The 20,852-nt window shown below is 34.4% G+C and carries 24 protein-coding genes, 7 tRNA genes and 3 pseudogenes; 10 read left to right on the top strand and 24 right to left on the bottom strand.

The features are described from left to right. Positions 1–49 precede the first annotated feature (49 nt). Positions 50–829, top strand: coding sequence for a DUF4931 domain-containing protein (locus HOO54_RS05120; RefSeq protein WP_172291978.1), 780 nt, complete (start codon positions 50–52; stop codon positions 827–829). Between the two features lie 375 nt (positions 830–1,204). On the opposite strand, the pseudogene HOO54_RS05115 reads toward HOO54_RS05120, so the two are convergent. From HOO54_RS05115 to HOO54_RS05100, 4 genes and pseudogenes are all read right to left on the bottom strand, one after another. After that, positions 1,205–1,842: pseudogene (locus HOO54_RS05115) on the bottom strand (FMN-binding negative transcriptional regulator). A 15-nt stretch (positions 1,843–1,857) separates the two neighbouring features. Next, positions 1,858–2,376, bottom strand: coding sequence for a spermidine/spermine N(1)-acetyltransferase (gene paiA, locus HOO54_RS05110; protein ID WP_172291914.1), 519 nt, complete (start codon positions 2,374–2,376; stop codon positions 1,858–1,860). A gap of 19 nt (positions 2,377–2,395) precedes the next feature. Then, positions 2,396–2,848 (bottom strand): MarR family winged helix-turn-helix transcriptional regulator, encoded by a 453-nt coding sequence (locus HOO54_RS05105; RefSeq protein ID WP_172291980.1) that lies wholly within the window; start codon positions 2,846–2,848, stop codon positions 2,396–2,398. A gap of 260 nt (positions 2,849–3,108) precedes the next feature. Continuing rightward, positions 3,109–3,816, bottom strand: coding sequence for a B3/B4 domain-containing protein (locus tag HOO54_RS05100; protein ID WP_172291916.1), 708 nt, complete (start codon positions 3,814–3,816; stop codon positions 3,109–3,111). A gap of 193 nt (positions 3,817–4,009) precedes the next feature. Here HOO54_RS05100 and HOO54_RS05095 point away from each other — a divergent pair, with 193 nt between their 5' ends. Continuing rightward, positions 4,010–4,435 carry a GNAT family N-acetyltransferase gene (locus tag HOO54_RS05095; RefSeq protein ID WP_172291918.1) on the top strand — a complete coding sequence of 142 codons (426 nt, stop codon included), beginning with the start codon at positions 4,010–4,012 and terminating at the stop codon, positions 4,433–4,435. Further along, on the top strand, positions 4,432–5,097 hold the full coding sequence (locus HOO54_RS05090; protein ID WP_172291920.1) for a YczE/YyaS/YitT family protein: 666 nt from the start codon (positions 4,432–4,434) through the stop codon (positions 5,095–5,097). Before HOO54_RS05095 ends, HOO54_RS05090 begins: the two co-directional genes overlap by 4 nt. 171 nt (positions 5,098–5,268) lie before the next feature. On the opposite strand, the gene HOO54_RS05085 is transcribed toward HOO54_RS05090, so the two are convergent. After that, positions 5,269–5,490 (bottom strand): hypothetical protein, encoded by a 222-nt coding sequence (locus HOO54_RS05085; protein WP_172291922.1) that lies wholly within the window; start codon positions 5,488–5,490, stop codon positions 5,269–5,271. 333 nt (positions 5,491–5,823) lie between these two features. Here HOO54_RS05085 and HOO54_RS05080 point away from each other — a divergent pair, with 333 nt between their 5' ends. Next, positions 5,824–6,285 (top strand): CarD family transcriptional regulator, encoded by a 462-nt coding sequence (locus HOO54_RS05080; protein ID WP_172291982.1) that lies wholly within the window; start codon positions 5,824–5,826, stop codon positions 6,283–6,285. Positions 6,286–7,166: 881 nt separating this feature from the next. On the opposite strand, the gene cspC is transcribed toward HOO54_RS05080, so the two are convergent. Continuing rightward, positions 7,167–7,370 (bottom strand): cold shock protein CspC, encoded by a 204-nt coding sequence (gene cspC / locus HOO54_RS05075; RefSeq protein ID WP_172291924.1) that lies wholly within the window; start codon positions 7,368–7,370, stop codon positions 7,167–7,169. Between the two features lie 598 nt (positions 7,371–7,968). On the opposite strand from cspC, the gene desA reads away from it, so the two are divergent. Next, positions 7,969–8,997 carry a Delta(5) desaturase DesA gene (gene desA, locus HOO54_RS05070; RefSeq protein WP_172291926.1) on the top strand — a complete coding sequence of 343 codons (1,029 nt, stop codon included), beginning with the start codon at positions 7,969–7,971 and terminating at the stop codon, positions 8,995–8,997. Positions 8,998–9,212: 215 nt separating this feature from the next. On the opposite strand, the gene HOO54_RS05065 is transcribed toward desA, so the two are convergent. After that, complete coding sequence (locus HOO54_RS05065; RefSeq protein ID WP_172291928.1) at positions 9,213–9,689, bottom strand: DUF4944 domain-containing protein; 477 nt, start codon at positions 9,687–9,689, stop codon at positions 9,213–9,215. Positions 9,690–10,103: 414 nt separating this feature from the next. Further along, positions 10,104–10,445, bottom strand: coding sequence for a winged helix-turn-helix transcriptional regulator (locus HOO54_RS05060; RefSeq protein ID WP_172291930.1), 342 nt, complete (start codon positions 10,443–10,445; stop codon positions 10,104–10,106). A 105-nt stretch (positions 10,446–10,550) separates the two neighbouring features. Here HOO54_RS05060 and HOO54_RS05055 point away from each other — a divergent pair, with 105 nt between their 5' ends. After that, on the top strand, positions 10,551–11,462 hold the full coding sequence (locus HOO54_RS05055) for an arginase family protein (protein WP_172291932.1): 912 nt from the start codon (positions 10,551–10,553) through the stop codon (positions 11,460–11,462). Between the two features lie 507 nt (positions 11,463–11,969). Here the strand turns inward: HOO54_RS05055 and HOO54_RS25105 are convergent. After that, the gene (locus tag HOO54_RS25105; protein ID WP_172291934.1) at positions 11,970–12,161 is read right to left on the bottom strand and encodes a DUF4944 domain-containing protein; all 192 of its coding nucleotides are present in this window, start codon (positions 12,159–12,161) and stop codon (positions 11,970–11,972) included. A 155-nt stretch (positions 12,162–12,316) separates the two neighbouring features. Here HOO54_RS25105 and HOO54_RS05045 point away from each other — a divergent pair, with 155 nt between their 5' ends. Next, a complete protein-coding gene (locus tag HOO54_RS05045; protein WP_172291936.1) occupies positions 12,317–12,667 on the top strand; it encodes a lipoprotein in 351 nt (116 codons plus the stop codon). Between the two features lie 38 nt (positions 12,668–12,705). Here the strand turns inward: HOO54_RS05045 and HOO54_RS05040 are convergent, their stop codons facing one another. The 7 genes and pseudogenes from HOO54_RS05040 to HOO54_RS05015 form a co-directional block, all read right to left on the bottom strand. Beyond that, on the bottom strand, positions 12,706–13,089 hold the full coding sequence (locus HOO54_RS05040; protein WP_172291938.1) for a hypothetical protein: 384 nt from the start codon (positions 13,087–13,089) through the stop codon (positions 12,706–12,708). A gap of 233 nt (positions 13,090–13,322) precedes the next feature. Continuing rightward, entirely contained in the window at positions 13,323–13,685 is a 363-nt protein-coding gene (locus HOO54_RS05035; RefSeq protein ID WP_172291940.1) for a hypothetical protein, read from the bottom strand. Positions 13,686–13,717: 32 nt separating this feature from the next. Beyond that, positions 13,718–13,981: pseudogene (locus HOO54_RS23820) on the bottom strand (SAR2788 family putative toxin); the annotation flags it as partial. A gap of 514 nt (positions 13,982–14,495) precedes the next feature. Further along, a complete protein-coding gene (locus tag HOO54_RS05030) occupies positions 14,496–14,849 on the bottom strand; it encodes a hypothetical protein (RefSeq protein ID WP_172291942.1) in 354 nt (117 codons plus the stop codon). A gap of 18 nt (positions 14,850–14,867) precedes the next feature. Then, a complete protein-coding gene (locus tag HOO54_RS05025) occupies positions 14,868–15,719 on the bottom strand; it encodes an SAR2788 family putative toxin (RefSeq protein ID WP_172291944.1) in 852 nt (283 codons plus the stop codon). A 21-nt stretch (positions 15,720–15,740) separates the two neighbouring features. Further along, complete coding sequence (locus HOO54_RS05020; protein WP_172291946.1) at positions 15,741–16,646, bottom strand: S8 family peptidase; 906 nt, start codon at positions 16,644–16,646, stop codon at positions 15,741–15,743. A 567-nt stretch (positions 16,647–17,213) separates the two neighbouring features. Next, positions 17,214–17,693, bottom strand: a complete 480-nt coding sequence (locus tag HOO54_RS05015; protein WP_172291948.1) for a DUF4944 domain-containing protein — start codon at positions 17,691–17,693, stop codon at positions 17,214–17,216. Between the two features lie 309 nt (positions 17,694–18,002). On the opposite strand from HOO54_RS05015, the pseudogene HOO54_RS24090 reads away from it, so the two are divergent. Beyond that, positions 18,003–18,104 (top strand): annotated as a pseudogene (locus tag HOO54_RS24090) (hypothetical protein); the annotation flags it as partial. 173 nt (positions 18,105–18,277) lie between these two features. Beyond that, on the top strand, positions 18,278–18,922 hold the full coding sequence (locus tag HOO54_RS05010; protein WP_172291984.1) for a site-specific integrase: 645 nt from the start codon (positions 18,278–18,280) through the stop codon (positions 18,920–18,922). 84 nt (positions 18,923–19,006) lie between these two features. Here HOO54_RS05010 and HOO54_RS05005 read toward each other — a convergent pair. From HOO54_RS05005 to HOO54_RS04970, 8 genes are all read right to left on the bottom strand, one after another. Next, a tRNA-Leu gene (locus tag HOO54_RS05005) sits at positions 19,007–19,090 on the bottom strand. Between the two features lie 16 nt (positions 19,091–19,106). Then, positions 19,107–19,188: transfer RNA gene (locus HOO54_RS05000), tRNA-Leu, on the bottom strand. 8 nt (positions 19,189–19,196) lie between these two features. Further along, positions 19,197–19,272, bottom strand: a tRNA-Lys gene (locus HOO54_RS04995). 452 nt (positions 19,273–19,724) lie between these two features. Next, positions 19,725–19,799: transfer RNA gene (locus HOO54_RS04990), tRNA-Gln, on the bottom strand. Between the two features lie 14 nt (positions 19,800–19,813). Continuing rightward, positions 19,814–19,885: transfer RNA gene (locus HOO54_RS04985), tRNA-Glu, on the bottom strand. A gap of 17 nt (positions 19,886–19,902) precedes the next feature. Then, positions 19,903–19,993 (bottom strand) — tRNA-Ser (locus HOO54_RS04980). A gap of 2 nt (positions 19,994–19,995) precedes the next feature. Then, positions 19,996–20,070, bottom strand: a tRNA-Asn gene (locus tag HOO54_RS04975). A 113-nt stretch (positions 20,071–20,183) separates the two neighbouring features. After that, the gene (locus HOO54_RS04970; protein ID WP_172291950.1) at positions 20,184–20,645 is read right to left on the bottom strand and encodes a SprT family protein; all 462 of its coding nucleotides are present in this window, start codon (positions 20,643–20,645) and stop codon (positions 20,184–20,186) included. 93 nt (positions 20,646–20,738) lie between these two features. Between HOO54_RS04970 and cmpA the strand changes: the two genes are divergently transcribed. Continuing rightward, a complete protein-coding gene (gene cmpA / locus HOO54_RS04965; protein WP_172291952.1) occupies positions 20,739–20,852 on the top strand; it encodes a cortex morphogenetic protein CmpA in 114 nt (37 codons plus the stop codon).

Genomic DNA, 20,852 nt, shown 5'->3' with positions numbered 1-20,852 from the left:
TTTAGAATATTCAAAGATATTGAGTAATGGTTATTCAAAGGAGCGTTAGCTGAATATGCACAAACTGTATTTTTCAAGTGATATCGGTGAAAAAAAACCAGAGACGATCATCAATAGGCAAAGTGCCTGCCCTTTTTGTGAGCGTGATCAATTAACAGGCATTTTGGAAACGGATGAGGAAATGATTTGGCTGGAGAATAAATACCCAACGATACAAAACACGTATCAAACGCTCATTATTGAGACGGATCATTGTAATGAAGACATCGCTGTATATCGTAAAGCGAAAATGAGAAAACTCATCCGCTTCAGTTTAGAAAAATGGCTAAACATGGAGGCCCAAGATTGCTATAAAAGTGTGATTTTGTATAAAAATTATGGTCCGTTTTCCGGAGGAAGCATTAAACATGCGCACATGCAAATTGTCGGGCTAAAGCAAGTTGATTATATGAAAGAACTCTTACCCGAACATTTTCAAGGAATAAAGGTAATAGAGAAGCCGTCTGAAATAGAACTTAACTTGTCAACCAACCCAATTATAGGCTTTACAGAGTTTAATATTATCATCAGCGATACTTTAGAGCACACCGATAAACTCGCCGACTATATTCAAAAAACAGTACAATATGTTTTACATGATTTTAACCAAAAATGTTCTAGCTATAATATGTTTTTTTATCACACTAACTTAAAAATCATTTGCAAAATCGTGCCCAGATTTATCGCTTCTCCTTTTTTCATTGGCTATAAAATTCCGCAAGTATCTGTAGATCAACGATTAAATGAAATTAGAACACAGCTGGTTAAAAAAATAAATGAAACGAAATAACAAAAGGGGCTGTCCTGAAAGTCGTGTGGATGAATAAAAATTGGGGAATTTGCTCGCTTTCCGCGGGCGATCCACGAGCCTCCCCGGAGCTCGTTCCTTGCTCCTCTTGGGTCTCACCTGCCTCGCTGTTTCCGCAGGAGTCTCGCAATTCCCCCTGATTTATGTGAAAAAGGACTTTTTAGACAGCTCCTTGTCTAGTATGCGTCCGATAAACTTAGAATTTTTGCAGTTTTTATGAAAACACAAGCCCCGTTGTTTCAAGCATCCACTGAACAGATTCTAATCTATTAATCAATATCCTTTACACGTCCTATACTTGTTATTGACAAGTGGATTCTTTCACTCGTATGACAGTTTTAGGAACACTAGACGTTTTTAGTGGGGCTTCTGGCGTGGCTCTTCAGTGATGATCAGCTTATATTTTTTTAGTCTGTTTTCCATCAGTAATGCCATTTGTTTTGCATTTGGATTTCCTTCATTTTCTAATTGATCAATGATGTTAAGATAATCCGTTTCATTTCGATTCTGATTAATTTATATGCAGGCTGAATTTCTCCCACCTTAATCTTAAATCCAACTATACCTTTTAGTTCACTTTGTAAGAGATGAGGAGAGAGAGAAAGTTTCTCGCATGAAATTGGATTTTCTCGATGTTCTTCGTATTTTTCCATCATACTTTTTAACTCTTCTATTAATTCTTCTTTCTCTAAAATACTTACTTTCCCATCTACAGGACCGCTTGATAATTCCGTGTTGGAACTTCTTCATGCCCATACCATGAAGAAATGTAAGCGTGCGGTCCCTGAAACATAACAAGTACATCTTCACACGTTTCAAATGTTCTCCACTGAGAATTTCCATACCGATATGCCCGCTAATATAGTAATCATCACCTTGTTTATTTAATCCCAATGGCAATTGGTTTCCCTTTTTCTGTTGTAACGATCGTGCCAAGAGAGTTTTTTTGAACAAAATCCAACATTTGCGACCTTAAAATATTTTGGAATAGACATCGTCATCCTCCTTTTCTAGATCAGAGTTTTTGTCATGATGTAATCGATTTGTTCTTCATCACCCAGATAAAAAGAGTGGGCTCCAGTTTGGATAAAACCCGTTTTCTTATAAAAAGCAATCGCATTCTCGTTTTTTTCCCATACACCTAGCCAAATTTTCTTTTTATTATGCTCCTGCGCAATTTCCACAGCTTTATTTAGGAGAGACTTACCAAGCCCATGTTTTTGAAATTTATTTTTTATGTAAATCCTCTCGATTTCAAGTAATTCATCACCCATTTTTTCAGACTGAGCATCATTAGTGTTGACCTTTAAATAGCCAACGACTTCATGATCAAAATAAACAAAAAAGAATTGTGAAAAAGCATCTGATAATTCTCTTTCTAATTGTTTTAAGTTAAATGCCTTTTCTAAATAGGCATTTATACTTTCGGGTGAATTTTGATGCTTAAATGTCTCTTTAAATGTTTCATAACTAATGTCTTGAAGTTTGCGCAAATCTTCAAGCGTACACTTTTTTAATTTTATTGTCATATGTCGCTCCTTTATAACATCAATATTTTCTTTTGTTTCCCTTTTTTACAGATTCCCAGTCTTTTTCTATATTTTCCCTTACTCTTTGAAGAAGATTAAACATGGTTTCCGCTTCTCTTTCGGAAAATCCCTTTAATGCGACACTGTTCGAATGATCATTTTCTCTTTTTATAAAAGGAAATACCTTTTTTCCTTTTTGGGTTGAAAACAGTTTTTTTATTTTTTTGTTTTGTTCATCATCTTTTCTTTCGATAAAGCCCTTCATTTCGAGTTTTTTGATCGCACGAGCTGCAGTTGTTCGGTCTACTTTAATCATCTCAGCTAACTTTTCTTGAATGATGCCAGGGTGTTCACATATTCGGACAAGGTACAAATACTGCCCTTTTGTAAGATCATGTTCTTTAAATTCAATATTGCTGATAGAATCTAATGCCCTTGCGATCATACCAATTTCACGAAGAATTTCCTTCATCATTAACATCCCCATGTACATATATTTGTTGTAAATGCAATAAAATTCATATATAAAACTTACCCTAATTTTGTTGAGTTTGCAATAACTGTCCATAAATGCGTGGTTTACTTTAAATGTGATTAGGCTAAGCAAATTCACACCGATTCCAGTGGATCTTATCATTGATCATGTCGTAAAATAGACCACCAACTAAACAAAAAAGTCTCCAAACTGAATCTATTATGATCCAGTTTAGAGACTTGTATGCAATCAGACGATTACCTGATTGATATTTCTTTATTGTTCATATCAAGAATTGAAATGTTACATGTTCCCCCTAAGTGATCTTGTACTGATGATGCTAAGTCTTTTAAAGCATTCTCAAACTCATTTACTCGTTTCTCATCAACTAATTCAATACACAAAAAAGCATTTTTTGTATTTTCAGTAAGCATTGTTCTTACTGATTCACGCCAATTCCAGCACCTGCAGATTGCACCACTAGCATCTTTATATACGATTTCACCTTCATATGGGGGTTCATTTTTATCCGTCCCTAATGTAACAAAATCTTCATTTCCAATTGCTTTAGTCAATCGAATATCACCATTGAAAGTGTCTATATCTTCACCGCCACAAGGCAATGCATATTTTAAAGAAATAGAATTGTAAATATCAACCAATGGATTAATGGTCCCTATATGGTTTCCTTTATCCACCCGTTTTAGTAATGCCTCAATAGATGACCTTGCACCTTTTTTGGTTTTAAACTTTTGAAATGCCTCTCTCCATACTTTGATTACTTCGTTACTGCTAAATTCTTCATTCTGTAAATATTGTAAGGCTTCCTTTTTTGAATGCTCTATAATATCTTTATATTTATTTGTATCTTTTATAGAGTTATCTATCCCCTTACAAACAACAATACCAATTCTTGCATTAGGAAATAAACCCCAAAAATCATCTGCAATAACAAACTTTTTCATTTAAATATGCCTCCTCAACATTAAAAAAGGATCTCCCAGGTTTTATTCTCGTATACACAGCGCTGTATTTTTCTCTGACAAGGTACAATACAACTTTTTGTTGCAAATACAACAAAAATGACGTACATTTAACATACCTTAATTTTGTTGCATTTGCAATATTTTTTTAAAAAAAGGAAAGGATTGATCAATCATGAATATAAAAAGAATGACAACTGAATCTGATTTACATGAAGCTCTCAGTATTAGAAAAACAGTCTTCATTGAGGAACAAAATGTACCTGAGTCTGATGAGTTTGATCAATTTGATACGCTTAATGAACAATGCCAGCATATCTTGGTATATCATGAAAATCAGCCTGTTGGCACTGGTCGTGTACGTATCGTTGACAACACAGGAAAACTGGAAAGAATTTGCGTCCTCAAACCTTACCGTAAGTACGGATTGGGAAAAGTCATCATAGGAGAGTTAGAAAAAATTATGATAGAAAAAGGAATGACTAACTTTAAGCTGCATGGGCAAACACAAGCAGCAGGCTTTTATAAAAAACTAGGCTATCAGACTTCTTCACAAGAATTTATGGAAGACGGCATCCCACATATCTTGATGATAAAATGAAGTATGTTTATTACGGATTAGGTATACTCATATTAAGTTTAGGCATTTCCTTAACAATAAAATCAGGACTAGGTACATCTCCCTTTGATGCCCTTTTGGTTGGTCTTTCCGAAGAAGTCGGTCTTACCGTAGGTAGTTGGGAGGTCCTTATTTCTGTTATCCTGTTAATCTTTAATTCTATATTAACGAGAAAAAAACCTATTTTGTTGGGCTTGATTACAGCCTTCATTACTGGGATAAGCATTGATCTATGGATGTTTTCCTTTCATCATGTCATGGAGCCAAACATGTGGTTAAGCAAGCTCACTTGTTTCGGAATCGGTTTGGTGTTCATTGGTCTTGGAACAGCAATGTATCTTCAGACGAAATTTGCATCCACTCCAATTGATCATTTAACACTCATTATCCGAGATATTTTTAAAAAAACGATCCTATTTTCAAGAACATCGGTATATGCTCTTTTCTTATTATTAGCCTTTTTATTTAAAGGTCCTATCGGTATTGGAACCCTTTTAACTGTTTGTTTTGGAGGAATAATCCTTCACTTTTTTATGCCTTTTATTGAATGGCGAATTCTATCATCAGGCCATGTAAATTGTCATCTGTCTCTTATAAACAGGAATTATCATTCACTAACTAAAAGGAAAAACAGAAGAGGTTAACTTTAAAAGACCTCTTCCTTTTTGATATTTAGTTATTATTCACAAAATCAAAAAAGGCGGAAACGATCTGCTTAGGTATAGCTTATGCGGGTAGCTACATGCAATGTCATGGATGTTCCTAAAGAGGTTTAACAGTCTATGCCTGTTTTAAATTGAAATGACATGAAAGAATTATAAAACCTGAGTAAATAAACAATAAAATGAATACAAGAAGGATATCGCTCCCACGAAAAAAGTATATTTTTTTTGTTTATCTTCTTTTACTAACATCATGTAGAAAAGACCGGTAAAGAAAAATCCTATGAACCAGCCTACTGACATTTGCCACATAAAAGCTATCATAAAACCGATAATCCCCAACATTTGAAAGGCTTTAGAAGCAAATATAACCACTTTAAATTACCACCTTTGTTAAATTTTATATAGTTATAGTTTATCCTTTTCAAAGAGTAATTGCTATACTTTCAATTTTATTCTGATGATACAACTTCCAAATGAGGTTAGAAAAGAACGCCGAAAAAATTAGTCGAGGTTTCAGGATATACACAGACCTTTCGTTTATTAGAATTACGACACGTTCCCTATTATTTGATGTTATTTTTGCTTGATTTATTTTTTTAAAAAAGTATTGACACTGAAAATATGACCATGTTATTATTAAATATTTGATAAAAAAATCGATATGTGGTAACCTTAAGAAGGTTACCATTTATGGAGGTGGATTATATGTTTCAAATTGGCGATAACGTTTTTTATCCAATGCACGGAGCAGGTATAATTGAAGCCATAGAAGAAAAAGAATTCTTAGGGGAAAAACAACAGTATTATGTCATAAAAATGTCAATCAGTAATATGCAAGTTATGATTCCAACGTGTAAAATATCGAGTTTACGTATACGACCAGTTACTGATATACTTGCATTAAAACATATTATACACATTTTTCAGCATGGAGAATCAGATAAATTACTGCCGTGGAAACAAAGGTTTAAAGTAAACACGAACAAAATAAAAACGGGTGAAATACAAGAAAGCGCTGAAGTTGTACGTGATTTAATGCGTATGAAGAAAGAAAAAGCACTTAATGCAAGTGAAAAAAAAATGTTGGATCATGCATATAAATTTTTGATTAGTGAACTGGAAGTCATTAAAGGAATCACTGAAAATCAAATAAAAAGTTTCTGTTAAGTTAATGATAGATCATGTATTGCAGTCTAAAAAATATTCTTCAGGAATATTATAATTAAAAGTAAATCATTTCAAAGGTGTTTAACTTCTTCAACTGCTTTTAGAACATTAACCTCTTTTGTTATTCCTACAAACTAATTCATTTTTATTATTTCACTTTCTTCTACGAACATTTGAAATTTTATTTAATCCTGATTCACACTGGCACAAGGAGCCGTAAGGATTGAAGAAGTGATTAATTACAAAAAAAACAATCAATCTCATCTGAGTTTAATCATTTCTTATATCCGCTGCAACAGTGAATAGTAATTGTTTATCCATCTAAATATATGGTCAACGATAAAAAGGATGATCCTTTTTGTTTACTCATGGTATTAATTGGATATTCATGAATTTCATCTGATGTGGTGGATTCAAAAGGAAAGAGAGTATCAGAATTTATTTTATGGTGCTTCGTCTAGCGTGACCCTTTGGGCGGATGGTACACGACACATTTGTTGGCTATTTTTTTGATTTCGCAAATGTTTTTTGAATAGGTTCCAAATAACGCTACCAAGCATTTGGAACAAGAAAAGATCTTAGCTGATTGATAATGGTTTGTAGGAGTTTAGATCGTGAAGACTTGTACTTAAATTAACGGGCTGATAATGTAGTTGTGTATTCAAAAAGAAAAGAAAAGAAAAATAAATTATTTATATATATTCCGCATATTGTCAATCCAGTATGTTATACTGTAAACAAACCTTTGAAGCTTTAAATCTTTTTCTATTACCTTCTGCCATCACCCTGCTCGAACGTTGAGTAGGGTTTTTTATTGGAATTATTCAGAGAACATAAAAAAACAGGCCCTATATGAGCCTGTTTTTTTAAACGATTTAAGATTAAGCACCTTTTTGAACGTTAGCAGCTTGAGCTCCACGAGGACCTTGCTCAACGTCAAACGTTACTTTTTGACCTTCGTCTAAAGATTTGAATCCATCAGTTTGGATTGCAGAGAAGTGTACGAATACATCGTCTCCATTTTCACGTTCGATAAAGCCAAAACCTTTTTCTGCATTAAACCATTTAACTGTACCTTGTTCCATTTTTGTTGCCTCCTAGTGCGTTACACACATTGTATTACTATCCTTGCCCAAAGTATCATCAAGACGAAAAGTCAATATTCATACTATCCTTTACACCGAACAAAAATAATTCCTCTTCATCATATCACGAAACGGAAATAATTGCAATTTTATATTATTATTTTATTCAAAACGTGCGGATACCAGTGCAGAAGCGGTAAGTATAGATTTTATAACATGTCTAAGAAGACCTATCAATCACTATGATTTGAAAACACAGTGAAATTCTTTGATGAACAGTAATTCATGATTGATTGTTAAAAACTTCTATAAACAGCTCAGCTGTTTCTTGTTTCAGTGCAAGATATTCTTTTAAATACAGGCTGTTCACTGGTAAGTCTTTATTTCTGCAGATGTTTCTAAATGGTCACTCATCATATAAGAAGCTCATAAAATCCTTTTCCTTCATTACCACTTTTGAAATCATTCTTACATTTCCAATAATTTCACAGAGGAATGGGAAAGATACTTATTATATATACAGCAGTTGGGACATCAAAGGCAAAAAACGTTTTCTATACTTAGATTAAGATCATTAGGGAAGGGGGAACTTTAAAAAATGCAAGAACAAAACCTAAGGACTTTGAGAAAACTGGTTACTCCTTATGAAAAGTCCGATTTACAAAAAAGTATTTGTCAAATCATTAACACATTGGTACCATTTTTTCTGTTATGGTGTTTGGCATATAAGTACTTGTCGATTTCTTATTTCCTTACATTAGCGATTTCTGTCGTTGCGGCGGGTTTTTTAGTGAGAACCTTCATCATCTTTCATGATTGCTGTCACTACTCCTTTTTTAAGAACAGAAAGGCGAATCGAATCCTTGGAACAATAACAGGAATTTTAACTCTGCATTCTCTTGATCATTGGGCACACGACCATTCTGTCCACCATGCAACAAGCAGCAACCTGGACAAACGCGGTACAGGCGATATTTGGGTACTGACCGTTGAAGAATATAAGGAAGCCTCAACTAAGACAAAAATAATGTACCGTTTGTACAGAAATCCGGTTGTTATGTTTATTATTGGACCGATTTACGTCTTCGGGGTTACCAATCGTTTTAATCGTAAAGGGGCAAAACGCAAAGAACGGATGAATACGTATGTAACGAACCTGGGGATCGTCGCTTTGGCAGCACTTTTATGTTGGACTATTGGCTGGCAAAACTTCTTGCTAGTGCAGGTTCCAATTTTTATGATATCAGGATCCCTTGGAATTTGGATGTTTTATATTCAGCATACGTTTGAGGATTCTTATTTTGAAGAAGATGAGCATTGGGAATATGTAAAAGCAGCAGTTGAAGGAAGTTCTTTTTATAAGCTTCCAAAAGTCTTGCAATGGCTAACAGGCAATATCGGTTTCCATCATGTTCATCATTTAAGTCCGAGAATTCCAAACTATAAGCTTGAAAAAGTGCATAACAACACTGAACCATTGCAAAATGTTCCGACCATTACACTGGCAACAAGCCTTAAGTCGTTAAAGTTCCGCCTATGGGATGAAGAAGGCAAACAATTTGTTGGTTTTAGCCACTTAAAAAAGGTTTCTAAAAGCCAAGTATCAGCACGGCTAAGAACGGATTAAATATACTCTCTATAATGTGATAAGGGGCCGTGTATCTTGCAGAATAAAAGTGCAGACTCGCGCAACGGTTTTGTGCAGAGGTCAGCACTTTTTTATTGCCATTTGCAGACTCCACAATATCAAAGATGATGTAGCACTAATGCTTTGTTAGAAAACCCCTTTTGAAATTATAGATTACATGTTTATTTAGTTTGAGCACTGGCACTGAAAAATCTTTACGGTTTTTTCTCAAGAGTAAACTGAGTATCACAGCTCTTATTCCCTTGTCTCCACTCTAGATAAACTGTTATTGTATGCCCTTCTAATTGTGATAACTCTGTAAATGATAAAAATGAAACTGATTCTTCATTCAGGTCACCATTTTTAGTAGTGCCTCCGGAATAATCTTTCATAGGTATTTCAATTTTAGAATCAAGTTCGATTTCATCATCAATTTTGATAACCAATTGTTTTAAGTAAGTTTTTTCAATATTTTTCTTACTTCCAATCCAATATAAATCTCCGCTATATTTTGAATGATCATCATGTTTTTTAAAAATTACTTCCCAATTCTGACCCTTACTCTTCCCTTCCCATTCAGGGATATCCTCCGAACGACTATAATCAAATAATTTAAAGGCTCCGAATATCACTAAAGTGACTAGTAAAATACTTCCTATAAAAATGATCGGGTATTTGTAGTGTTCTTCCATTGAAGCAGCCTCCAAAAAATGTTGATTTTTTCTTTAATAGGAAATATCGTTTAATAATATCACATTTTTTGTTTGCTGTGACTTCAAAAAATTAATGAAACTGAGGTTTTAGTTTTGAATGACTCGTGTTTTTTCACGACAATTCATCTCCACCATGAGAAAAATCCGGTTAGCAATAACAGATATAGAAGACGAAAAGCGGGCATAGATCTCACGCCCCAACCACAATCGCATTAGAAAATGACATAACAATTGCACAACGTTTATGGCATACATCAATTTAAACAACAAAATATTGGAATAATGATTAATTTTCTTTTTTTCATAAACTCTCTTTTCCTTATTAACAACAGAGGACAACTGACAGATTAATGATCTATTAACCTATTTATCTTTTTTGTCATATACAAACAATCAGGTATTTTGGTTTTTTACGCCCCACTCACATAATCCTTCCAAAACCGGTAATAAAGTTTCACCTTTATCTGTGAGACTGTACTCAACTTTAGGGGGAATTTGAGGATATTCCTTACGTTTCACGAGACCATCCGCTTCCAATTCTTTTAGATGTGAACTCAATGTTTTATATGTAATATCTCCTATCTGTCTTTTTAGTTCATTAAAGCGAATTGGTTGGTTTTCTGCTAGAAGGTAAATAATAACCATCTTCCATTTTCCTCCTATAACTGACATTGTATAACCAAAAGGCGTATCTTGAATATTTTTAATTTTCCCTTTATATTCAGCCATACCCATAATTACACTATCCTTTCAGGTAGCACCTATCAAAAAAGTGCGTACTACTATTTTAGTTGCGTTCAGTTTATACTAACCATACTTTAAAGTAAAGGAGAGAAAAACATGACTAAAACAATACGGCTTTTAATGCCACAATGGCAAGGTGGAAACAATCCTAACTACTCATTTGGAGCCGAACTGCTTGCTTGGCTAGCTCCAGACAATGACCATCCCCTTATTAAGGTTCCAGTTCAAACTTATGATGGAACCCCACTTGAAAACGAGAACGGTATGAATGGGAGAAAACAATTGCTTGAACAATTAAAATCTGCTCATCATATAATTGATGCTCATAAGCCAGATCGCATTGTCGTGTTTGGCGGTGACTGCTTAGTCGAACAAGCCCCTTTTGCCTATTTAAACGAACGATACGATGGAGAGTTAGGTTTAATTTGGATCGATGCTCACAGTGATTTAGTCAGATATGTCGGGTATGATAATGGACATACATTACCTCTCGGAAATCTTTTAGGTGAAGGAGATGAGGAGTTCACAAAACATGTGAAAATCCCACTTAAACCTGAAAATGTCTTTATCGCGGGATTAGTAGTTCCTACAGAACAAGAAACGAAAGTGATGTCAGAAGAGTTTCAAAGACTAGGTATCGCTCCGGTAGAACAAGACACCGAAGTGATTCAAAGACTAGGTATTAAAACCGCTGGAACTAAAGAATTAATAAACAGTACTGGATCTATAAAAGAGTGGCTTAACGAAAGCAACATTAAGCACCTAGCTATTCACCTTGATTTAGACGTACTTGACCCACAGACATTTCGTTCTATATTATTTGCCAACCCTGAAGTACCTGTAAATTATTCTCCTGAGGGAACAATGCAAATACCTCAACTGATTCATCTGATTGAAGAACTATCTGAAGAAACAGATATAGTTGGCTTAGGAATAACCGAGCACTTACCATGGGATTCTATTTATTTAAAAAATTTGCTTGATAAGATACCTATTTTAAATAAATAAAACTCTTAAACATTATAATAGAGTTGAGTCCCGACCTTTACATGGTTTCCGAATTCACATATTGCCGTTTTCATAAGACGATGTAAATTGCATGGAACGTCTAGACACTAGCTTCCGTGGAGAATGACGATTAAAGTCTACGAATAATTTATAGCCTAACAAAAAATGGAGCTGTCTAAAAAGTCCTTTAATAAATTAAGGGGAATTGTGAGACTCCTGCGGAAACAGCGAGCCAGGCGAGACCCATAGGAGCAAGGAACGAGCTCCGAGGAGACTCGCGGATCGCCCGCGGAAAGCGAGCAAATTCCCCAATTTTTATTCATCCACACGACTTTCAGGACAGCCTCATCTCTGGTACATTGCCAAAGGGGCTGAACCTTGAGGGGATATTCACTTATTGGACCCTCAACCGTTATTTATATTATGTATTGCGTGTTTTTTCACCATTTTGTATTAGGGCACAAAATGGGCACTGTAATTAACCAAATATTAATAGACTTCTTGGCTTTAAAACGTTATGTCAAATAAACTCTTCTGCTCTAATTTAAAGACAGTTGTTTTGTCTTTTGATTTATCGTTCCACTCTATTTTTACCTCTAATTGATGATCTTTAATATCTTCTTCTGGCATATAGCTAAAAGTTGAAATATGATCAGGTTTTTCCCCACCATCTTTAAAAGAAATAGATCTTGATGACATTCAAAGAATTAGTTACAATAATTACTGTTGTTCACATGGTCGATTTAAAGTTTTTTTGTTTGTTGTTTTTAAAATGTTTTTTTGATAAATAATTTCATTTTAAGAAAAAAGAGTTTACTTTTAAAACGGCCAGTTCATGAAAAAAGGAGAAGAAGATGCGAAAAATCATTTATGTTTTATTAATAGTCACAGCAGTTTTGGGATTAAGTGCTTGCGGTAAAAACACAGCAGATGACTTGCAATCTAAAAAGTGGAATGTGGTTTCTACAAATGGCGAATCATTTACAGCTGAATTCAGTAAAAATAAATTTACTATCAAGTTGGGGAGTCTTTCTAAAGGGTTTACCTATAAAATCAACAAAGATGAAATTAGTTTAGAGGAAGATGGGGAAAAGCCCCTTGTATTTGAAATTGAACAAGATGGCGATGAGTATAACTTCAAAGCGACTACTAAAGCTATTAAAGATGAATATGGAGACTTGACGTTATCACCAAGTAAAGAATAAATGAAAAGTCGGGGAAAAACTCAGTTTTTTTATCAAATTTAAAGCAGGCGTTTGCCTGCTTTACTTTTTAATCCCTTATGATCTCCTGTGAAAAATCGGTTTGTACTTTCAGTTTCCATTATGTTACCTTCTACATTTGGTGCTTTTCTTACTTGATCACCATCTTGTTTCTTTTGTACAGCAACAGCAGTATTGCTCTGATCTTCAACCCTATTCTGTGAATCATTCAACTGAATTCTTTCACCAAATTCTTTTAGGTCAGGTTGGTCAGTTTCACTTTTTATATCCTGTAATACAGGCGAATATCTCGAATTATTATTCTCTTTAGTCGTATCAATATTAGAACTCGGATTCTCATCTGTTATCTTTTCATCATTATTTCCTTGTTTTTTGGATAAATTGTTTTGTTGATCTGTCTTCAATAAGTTTTGAGGTTGCCTATTTAATGCCTTCTTATCATTTAAAACATTGGAACTTTGGTGTTTTTGTGGAGTTCTTTCGGCTAGGTTCTCAGTACCCTAACCCGAGAAGGCTGACAATAAGAACCTTTCTAAATCAGTCCAAATCGTCAACCTTTTTTTAATTAATAGAAGCTAAAATAAGCTCTACATGGAATACTTCCTACAAGATATCTAGTGTGACAAAGTTTGCTTTATTATTCATTAAAACCATCGATATCAAAATTATTTAAATCAAGGTTCAAGCTTTTCAGTTGTTTCAACAACACTTCAGGTTTTAAGCTATCACCATTTCTTAATTCCTCTGGAATATCTTCAGGGGTTGGAATTTTCATTCCATCCTCAATCCATTGTTTGCGATACAATTGAAATGCAGCCTCGATTAAATGATCTGGAGTGACAATATAGCCTAATCTCACATCATGATCTTCACTGTAGCCAAACTCAAAATCACAACATGGACAAACATCAAAAGTTTGTTGGTACTCACCCTTATACAAAAGATTTTCTGTTAACCCTTTATACCCGCACACTATACATCTATAAAGTTTATTCCCCACAATTAATCCCTCTTTTCTCTCACTTTTTTTATTTATTGGTTCTTATAATAATCATAACCCTTTTGTTTATTTGGGTGTTTTGGCTTGAAATAAGTCATAATTACATCCCTACCTTCTTGTCGTTCGACTGATAAGAATTCATTGGTCTTTTTATTATATTTATAGTATCGGTATTTACCATTAAATTTTTTCTTACTTCTTTTTGTAAGCACTGTTTTGCTAGTGGCTTTTCCTAAAAAAGTTCGTGCTTTCAAATATTGAGATTTAGAAATATTACCAAGTTCTTTTTTGTGAGTATCACAGTAAAAAGAAAGAACTGAAAGATTAGTTAGACGACTTACTTTAAGTTAGTGGGCATTTTTGGGCACTGACCAAAACGAAAATTTGAGTATACACAAAATCCCAAGGGCACTCAAACCCTTGGGATTACTAGTATGCGGCCGAGAGGACTTGAACCTCCACGGGTTATTCACCCACTAGGCCCTCAATAAATTGAAAACTTATTATCTGTTACAAAAGCTTGTTTTCATTGCACTCTTTTCTTTACATTACTCACAATTTGTTTGTTTTTCATTATTTATGGAGTAAAAATGGAGTAAGTTTTTTATTGGATAAGTAGTTGCAAGAAGCAAGTATAGGCTTTTCAGACCGTTGAAATTTCACTTTATTGTTCTGTTGAGAAGGCTGACAATAAGAACCTTTCTAAATCCAAATCGCCAACCTTTTTTAAATCAATGAAAGCTAAAACGAGCCCCTACATAGAAAAACTTCCTACAGGGTTATCTAATGTGAAAATTAGGGTTTGCTTTATTATTCATTAAAACCATCGATATCAAAATTATTTAAATTAAGGTTCAAGCTTTTCAGTTGTTTCAACAACACTTCAGGTTTTAAGCTATCACCATTTCTTAATTCCTCTGGAATATTTTCAGGGGTTTGAATTTTCATTCCAGCCTCAATCCATTGTTTGCGATACAATTGAAATGCAGCCTCAATTAAATGATCTGGAGTGACAATATAGCCTAACCTCACATCATGATCTTCACTATAACCAAACTCAAAATTACAACATGGACAAATATCATATGATCCTATATTGTATTCATCATATGGTGGTTCATCTAACCCATTAAAACCACAAACAGGACAAGTATAACTTCTCATTTAAGCACCTCTTGATTTTTATTGTTCTTTAAAATACGCCTTACCTCTTTTAGGTTTAAAAAATGTCTTTATGACATCATTTTTAGTCATTGAAAGAAAATCATTTGTTTTTGTATTGTACTTTAAAATATCTCCATTTTTGCGTTTTTTAGTAAGTATATGTTTTCCTGTAGTTCCTGCTAGAGCTTGAGCCTTTTTTAAATATTTACTTTTAGATATATTTCCATATTCACGCTTGTGTTTTTTGTAATGTTCATCAAATAAATCGGCATTTCTAAATTTTAATTTCTTTAAATCTTTCGCAGTAGCTTTCTTTCCATATTTTTTAGTAGCTTTTTTCACGGCAGTTTTACCGAATTTTTTCATTGCATATTTTATACCATATCTAGCTACATGTATAGCAATAATAATCACTGGATACCATGATGCTTGTAATTGGGTAGTATTTACTTCAAACTCTTCTCCTGTTTCGACATCTTTCAATGTAGCAGTGAAATCATCCCCATCAACTTCATGTAGTTGAACTTCAAATTCTTTTTGTGGTAATTCTCCTGATTCATTCTCTGCTTCTGCAGTAACTACCATGTCACCAGTTTCTAAATCTAATTCTAATTCCCCGTCAACAGATAAGTCATCTGTTGCAATATCAGTTTCAACAGTTGCTTTATCACCATCGATTTCGGAATTTATCTCAACATTATTTCCATCAACAGTTTCACCAAATATCTCTTCTGTTTCAGAGTTTATTTCCTCATTATCAATTACTTCTTCATTTGTGGATTCAAGCTGCGTTGTTGAAGCTGAAGTAACATCAGTCCCTAAGCTATAGAATACAAAAATGGCTACCAAAAAGCTAACGAAATATTTCAAATTAATCTTTCCTCCTATGTACTAGTTATATTGAATTAACCCATAACCATATTCTTTATCAGGGCCTTTCTTCCCCAAATCTTTTGCTGTGTTCTTTAAAGCCTTTAAGACATCTTCCCTTTCAAATTCTGGATTTTCAGATAGGATATTTGATACCACACCAGTTACATAAGCTGTTGCAAAAGATGTTCCATTAACGGTTTTTAATTCACCTTTAGGCGTAAAAACAGGAATTTGAACCCCCGGTGCGACAAAGTCTATCTTACCTTTTGCAGCTAATGGATCTCTCTTTAATTTTTTATCAATAGAAGAAATAGATATAACATTTTGATATCTTGCTGGATAATCAGTTGAAAGACCCAATGTATTGCCAGCAGAAGCAATTACTAAAATGTCGTTCTCAATTGCTTTGTTAATAGCATTTTTTAATCTATGATCATCTTTTTGAAATCCAAAGCTGAGATTAATTATGTCAACGTCCTGCTTAATGCTCCAATTAATTCCATCAACTACATCATTAACATCACCACCCCCTTTATCGTTAAGTACCTTAACATCGAACAATTTTACTTTGGGGGCTACTCCTTGAACTGTATGCTTATTTGGGGGAGCCATAATAATACTAGCTACGGCTGTACCATGACCTAAAGAATCCGTGGTGGTAGGTTTATTGGTTATAGCATCATATGTAGTTATTGAACTCTTCTTAAAAATCGGCAGAGAGTGGCTAACCCCGCTATCCAATAATGCTACCTTTATAGGGTCATGAGAAGAATAAAGTTTGGTTTTTCCATTCGGAGAAATAGAGCAAAGTGCCCAATTTTTTTGGCAATCACTTTTTGAAAGAGTAATTTCCTTGTAGTTATTTGAACATCCTACTAGTAATAAAAACAAAACTAATATCAAATTAAAAATAACATTTTTCATCTAACAACCTCTTTTTTTACCGCTTCAACCTGTTATTATATGCACAAGGAAATATTACTTTATTCTTATTCAAAAGTAAATATTAAATTTTTATTTTTTTAAAACGTTTTCTTAGATAAATAATAAGAAGATTGATAACGTAAGGTATAAGATAGAGAACGATTTATTTGACTTTATAAGAGATACACAGATATAAATTCTATTTTATGACAAGTCTATAGAATATGAATATTACAGTAAACAGAAAGAACTGAAAGATTAGTTAGACGACTTACTTTAAGTTAGTGGGCATTTTTGGGCACTGACCAAAACGAAAATTTGAGTATACACAAAATCCCAAGGGCACTCAAACCCTTGGGATTACTAATATGCGGCCGAGAGGACTTGAACCTCCACGGGTTATTCACCCACTAGGCCCTCAATACAGTAAAAGCTTATTATCTATTACAAAACCCCGTTATTTCAAGCATTTGAAATTACTGATTACATGTTTTTTCACCATTTTGTATTTGTTTTGGGCACAAAATGGGCACTGTGTTTAACCAAATATTAATAGACTTCTTGGCTTTAAAACGTTATGTCAAATAAACTCTTCTGCTCTAATTTAAAGACAGTTGTTTTGTCTTTTGATTTATCGTTCCACTCTATTTTTACCTCTAATTGATGATCTTTAATATCTTCTTCTAGCATATAGCTAAAAGTTGAAATATGATCAGGTTCTTCCCCACCATCTTTAAAATGTTCTCCTGTATATTCTGAAAGATTGTATGGACCATTCTCTTCATATACTTCCCCATCAACTATCAATTTAATGTTTTTAACCGTAATTTTTTTCTTATTATTTTCACTGCCTTGCCAATATAAATTAAGAAAATAGTTCGGTCCAATAGATGTTTTTTCTGATTTTTCAATTGATACTCTCCAATTATCATCTTTACTTGTACCTTTATAAAGATCTTTTTGGTCGTAGATTGCATAAAAAACAACAAAAATGAGAGCTAAAATGACTATCGGAATCAATATTATGGTCCACTTTCTTTTTTTCACAAACTTCACCCCTATATTTTTTCCAAAAATATAATATTCTGATTCCCCAATATGAATCCCATCTTCAATAAGATTTTCTCTCCACAAGTTTAAAGGAGGTCGATTAAAAGAATATTTGAGCTATGGATTGTGTAAACATGTCCAGATAATTTTTATTATAAACATATCATTTAATTTTTTCTAATTTATCTGCAGATTGTCAACTCATGTGGATCTTTCCAATCAAAATGTCTATTCGTGAAAAATCCATTCCGCAATAATACCTATTTAGTAAACTTTAAAACATGGTTTAAAATTACATAACAATTACGATTAGGACAAGCTTCTATAAAAACCACAATTGATGTTTACGGACACCTTTTCTCAAACAAACAAAGGGAAACTGCCGACCGTTTAGACGACTTACTTTAAGTAACTCGAGTAAAAGTGGAGTATAAACATAAAATAATCGATTAAATAACTAAATCCCAATGGGGTTAGAAAAATGGGCACTATGTGGGCACAAAAAACAAAATAACTGACAATACACCGAGGGACTTGAACCCTTGGTATCTCTGGTACACTGCCAAAGGAGCTAAGGGGATATTCACTATTGGACCGATCCTCAATACAGTAAAAGGTTATTATCTATTACAAAATCCCGTCATTTCAAGCATTTATTAGATATCGAAGAAGAATTTTTATTTAAAGCCTTTTACACAACAAGTTACTTAACAGGTATGCGTTGCGGTGAAATGCTTGCTTTAAACTGGACAGACTTGGATAAATTCAGAAGAGAAATCAATGTTTATAAATCATTGTCTTTTAACAAAGGTGAATATAAGATTACGACACCAAAAACAAAAAACTCTATTCGCAGGATTAGTGTTAATCCAAAGTTAATTAGCCTATTAGATCAATGGAAAGAAAAACAAAGGAAGTTGTTCGAACAACTTAATATTCAGTATTCAGAAAACATTTATATATTTCAATATAAAGACCTGCCTCCTTCAAAAGATGTATTTAGTAGACGTATTAAAAAAATTTGTGAGAGAGGTTCCATTAAACCAATCAGATTACACGATTTAAGGCACTCTCATGTCGCTTTACTGATACATCAGAAGGAAGATTATGCAACCATAAAAGAACGTTTAGGGCACGCTTCTATAAAAACCACAATTGATGTTTACGGACACCTTTTCCCAAACAAACAAAGGGTAATGGCTGACCGTTTAGACGACTTACTTTAAGTAACTGGAGTAAAAGTGGAGTAAAAAAATAAAATAATCGAACAAATAACAAAATCCCAAGGGCAACCCTTGGGATTACTAGTATGCGGCCGAGAGGACTTGAACCTCCACGGGTTATTCACCCACTAGGCCCTCAACCTAGCGCGTCTGCCATTCCGCCACGACCGCGTATAAGATTTTAAAATGCGGGTGAAGGGACTCGAACCCCCACGTCGTAAGACACTAGATCCTAAGTCTAGCGCGTCTGCCAATTCCGCCACACCCGCATATAACATGGTGAGCCATGAAGGACTCGAACCTTCGACCCTCTGATTAAAAGTCAGATGCTCTACCAACTGAGCTAATGGCTCAAGATTAAATGACACCTTTAGATTTAACCTAACGTAACGACGTCCACATCTCAGAAAGCTTTTTCAAGATGTCTCTCGATGTGTACGCTGAAGCAAATTCTCCGAAGCGTATTCGGTCGTGCTCTACCAACTGAGCTAATGGCTCAAGATTAAATGACACCTTTAGATTTAACCTAACGTAACGACGTCCACATCTCAGAAAGCTTTTTCAAGATGTCTCTCGATGTGTACACTGAAGCAAATTCTCCGAAGCGTATTCGGTCGTGCTCTACCAACTGAGCTAATGGCTCAAGATTAAATGACACCTTTAGATTTAATCTAAACGTAACGACGTCCACATCTCAGAAAGCTTTTTCAAGATGTCTCTCGATGTGTACGCTGAAGCAAATTCTCCGAAGCATATTCGGTCGTGCTCTACCAACTGAGCTAATGGCTCAAAATAAAAAATAAAATGGCTGGGCTAGCTGGATTCGAACCAACGCATGACGGAGTCAAAGTCCGTTGCCTTACCGCTTGGCTATAGCCCAACAAATCTATGAAATGACCCGTACGGGATTCGAACCCGTGTTACCGCCGTGAAAGGGCGGTGTCTTAACCGCTTGACCAACGGGCCTTATGTTTCATTTCTTATGGCGGAGAAGGAGGGATTTGAACCCTCGCGCCGCTTACACGACCTACACCCTTAGCAGGGGCGCCTCTTCAGCCACTTGAGTACTTCTCCATTGGCTCCACAGGCAGGATTCGAACCTGCGACCGATCGGTTAACAGCCGATAGCTCTACCACTGAGCTACTGTGGAATAAATCAGACTTTCTTTATTATAAATTCAGCGACAAAATGTGTCAAGGACAATTTGTTTGAATGATATTATTGCGACGGCTTTTATAATTTATCATAGACAAGCTGTATCCGTCAACCCTTTTTTACAATTTCTTTTATTTTTCCGCCGCATTTCCCACAAACATAGCGATTTATATCCATAGCACGCTTTCTTAAAAATGATTGGCCACATTCTTTACATTCATATGTTCTCGTTTTTCGTGTCGTTTTTTTCATAGTCGGCAATGGTGTACAAAATCTCGGCGCTCCGACTTTCTTTAAGAGGGCTCTAAAATCCTGATCCCGATGTTGATAACCTTTACCTTCTAAATGAAGATGGTAATGACAAAGTTCATGTTTAATAATACCTTCAAGTTCTTTTTGACCATATTCTGTTAAATATTTCTTATTGAGCTCGATATGATGGGAATGAAGTAAATATCTTCCTCCTGTTGTTTTAAGTCGTTGATTAAAGTATGCCTTATGTTGAAAAGGCTTATGAAAATATTGCAAGGACAGCTGCTGTGTCAGTTTTTGTAGTTGTTGATCGTCCATTAGTGAATTCACCTCTCTTTTGAAAAAAACCGAACGGGACAATTTCTAGTCCGCATAAACTTAAATATATCAGAGCCTCAGGAGGGATAAACAATGCCAAATTGGCTCAAAAACCAAATGCAAAAAGCTTTTTATGAAAAAAATCATGACCAAATTAAACTGTTGAACCAATGTTGGTATTTTTACAGAAAAAAACACTGCTTATGA

It is taken from the genome of Bacillus sp. WMMC1349, from assembly GCF_013155385.1.
Classification (GTDB): Bacteria; Bacillota; Bacilli; order Bacillales; family Bacillaceae; genus Bacillus.
Note: the sequence above shows the minus strand (reverse complement) of the source record. Positions and strands in the feature narration are given on the sequence as shown.

What these genes read in the sequence shown, in the direction of transcription:
- HOO54_RS05065 (WP_172291928.1), bottom strand. Translation starts at nt 9,689, where the DNA reads ATGGAAGAACACTACAAATACCCGATCATTTTTATAGGAAGTATTTTA.
- HOO54_RS05095 (WP_172291918.1), top strand. Translation starts at nt 4,010, where the DNA reads ATGAATATAAAAAGAATGACAACTGAATCTGATTTACATGAAGCTCTC.
- paiA (WP_172291914.1), bottom strand. Translation starts at nt 2,376, where the DNA reads ATGACAATAAAATTAAAAAAGTGTACGCTTGAAGATTTGCGCAAACTT.
- HOO54_RS05030 (WP_172291942.1), bottom strand. Translation starts at nt 14,849, where the DNA reads ATGAGAAGTTATACTTGTCCTGTTTGTGGTTTTAATGGGTTAGATGAA.
- cspC (WP_172291924.1), bottom strand. Translation starts at nt 7,370, where the DNA reads ATGGAACAAGGTACAGTTAAATGGTTTAATGCAGAAAAAGGTTTTGGC.
- desA (WP_172291926.1), top strand. Translation starts at nt 7,969, where the DNA reads ATGCAAGAACAAAACCTAAGGACTTTGAGAAAACTGGTTACTCCTTAT.
- HOO54_RS05060 (WP_172291930.1), bottom strand. Translation starts at nt 10,445, where the DNA reads ATGGGTATGGCTGAATATAAAGGGAAAATTAAAAATATTCAAGATACG.
- HOO54_RS05105 (WP_172291980.1), bottom strand. Translation starts at nt 2,848, where the DNA reads ATGAAGGAAATTCTTCGTGAAATTGGTATGATCGCAAGGGCATTAGAT.
- HOO54_RS05100 (WP_172291916.1), bottom strand. Translation starts at nt 3,816, where the DNA reads ATGAAAAAGTTTGTTATTGCAGATGATTTTTGGGGTTTATTTCCTAAT.
- HOO54_RS05080 (WP_172291982.1), top strand. Translation starts at nt 5,824, where the DNA reads ATGTTTCAAATTGGCGATAACGTTTTTTATCCAATGCACGGAGCAGGT.
- HOO54_RS05020 (WP_172291946.1), bottom strand. Translation starts at nt 16,646, where the DNA reads ATGAAAAATGTTATTTTTAATTTGATATTAGTTTTGTTTTTATTACTA.
- HOO54_RS25105 (WP_172291934.1), bottom strand. Translation starts at nt 12,161, where the DNA reads ATGTCATCAAGATCTATTTCTTTTAAAGATGGTGGGGAAAAACCTGAT.
- cmpA (WP_172291952.1), top strand. Translation starts at nt 20,739, where the DNA reads ATGCCAAATTGGCTCAAAAACCAAATGCAAAAAGCTTTTTATGAAAAA.
- HOO54_RS05045 (WP_172291936.1), top strand. Translation starts at nt 12,317, where the DNA reads ATGCGAAAAATCATTTATGTTTTATTAATAGTCACAGCAGTTTTGGGA.
- HOO54_RS04970 (WP_172291950.1), bottom strand. Translation starts at nt 20,645, where the DNA reads ATGGACGATCAACAACTACAAAAACTGACACAGCAGCTGTCCTTGCAA.
- HOO54_RS05055 (WP_172291932.1), top strand. Translation starts at nt 10,551, where the DNA reads ATGACTAAAACAATACGGCTTTTAATGCCACAATGGCAAGGTGGAAAC.
- HOO54_RS05090 (WP_172291920.1), top strand. Translation starts at nt 4,432, where the DNA reads ATGAAGTATGTTTATTACGGATTAGGTATACTCATATTAAGTTTAGGC.